This window comes from Oleiphilus sp. HI0132 (genome assembly GCF_001635845.1).
Genome location: NZ_LWGJ01001101.1, coordinates 1 through 1,085 on the forward strand (window position 1 = coordinate 1; position 1,085 = coordinate 1,085).

At 45.4% G+C, this 1,085-nt stretch carries 1 protein-coding gene and 1 pseudogene; both read right to left on the reverse strand.

Translation table 11 applies throughout. The features are described from left to right. A partial coding sequence (gene urtD / locus A3766_RS14520) for an urea ABC transporter ATP-binding protein UrtD (protein ID WP_068642419.1) occupies nucleotides 1-738 on the reverse strand: 738 nt, incomplete at its 3' end. Next, nucleotides 735-1,085 (reverse strand): annotated as a pseudogene (locus A3766_RS14525) (urea ABC transporter permease subunit UrtC); the annotation flags it as partial. The pseudogene A3766_RS14525 and the gene urtD, both read right to left, overlap by 4 nt.

The window sequence follows — 1,085 nt, forward strand, 5'->3', positions numbered from 1 at the left end:
CGTCACGGTTTTGGCAATTGATCGAACAAATTCCATATCGTGTTCAACGACCACGACGGTGTGTTCACCCGCTAAAGAGTTCAACAGCTCAGCGGTTCGTTCTGTTTCTTGTGCCGTCATGCCTGCAACCGGCTCGTCAACTAATAGCAAACGAGGCTCAGACGCGAGCAACATACCAATTTCCAACCACTGCTTTTGCCCATGTGATAAGGAACCTGCCAGCATCATACGGTGCTCTTTCAAGCCAATTGTTTCCAATACGTGGTCAATTCGGCCTATCTCTTCCGAACTAAGTGTAGAAAATAAAGTGGGCAGCACGCGCTTGTTTGTTTTTAGCGCTAGCTCAAGGTTATCCAGAACTGTATGCGCTTCAAACACTGTGGGCTTTTGAAACTTTCGACCTATCCCTAGCTGAGCAATCTCTGCTTCATCTTTTTCCAGCAAGTTATGTGTTTGACCAAAATAAACCGAGCCTTCGTCACATTGGGTCTTTCCGGTAATCACATCCATCAAGGTCGTTTTACCTGCGCCATTTGCACCTATTAAGCAGCGAAGTTCACCATCATTGATATAGAGGTTCATGTCATTCAGTGCTTTAAAGCCGTCGAAACTGACTGACAAGCCTTCGATATAGAGAATCACGTTCTTCGATACATCAACATGCACATCGTCTTCGCGCATGAAACTCCATACTTGGTCTCGACGCATCGTTTCTCGAGTTGTATCCAATACATTCATGATGCTGTCTCCCCGGTTTCTAATTTATTCTTCTTTAGCGTTCGCTTGTCTCTAATTTGCTCCATTAAGCCCATCAGGCCTTTTGGTAAGTAAAGCGTAACGAAGACAAACAAGGCACCCAATGCGAATAACCAACCATCTGGCATAATCGCGGTGAATTTAGTCTTCGCAAAATTCACTAACAATGCACCAATAACTGCACCAATCAAAGTTCCTCGGCCACCCACTGCTACCCAGATCACCATTTCGATAGAGTTAATGGGTGAGAATTCACCTGGGTTAATAATACCGACTTGAGGAACGTACAAGGCACCCGCTACTGCCGCAATCACAGCTGAGTAGACGAA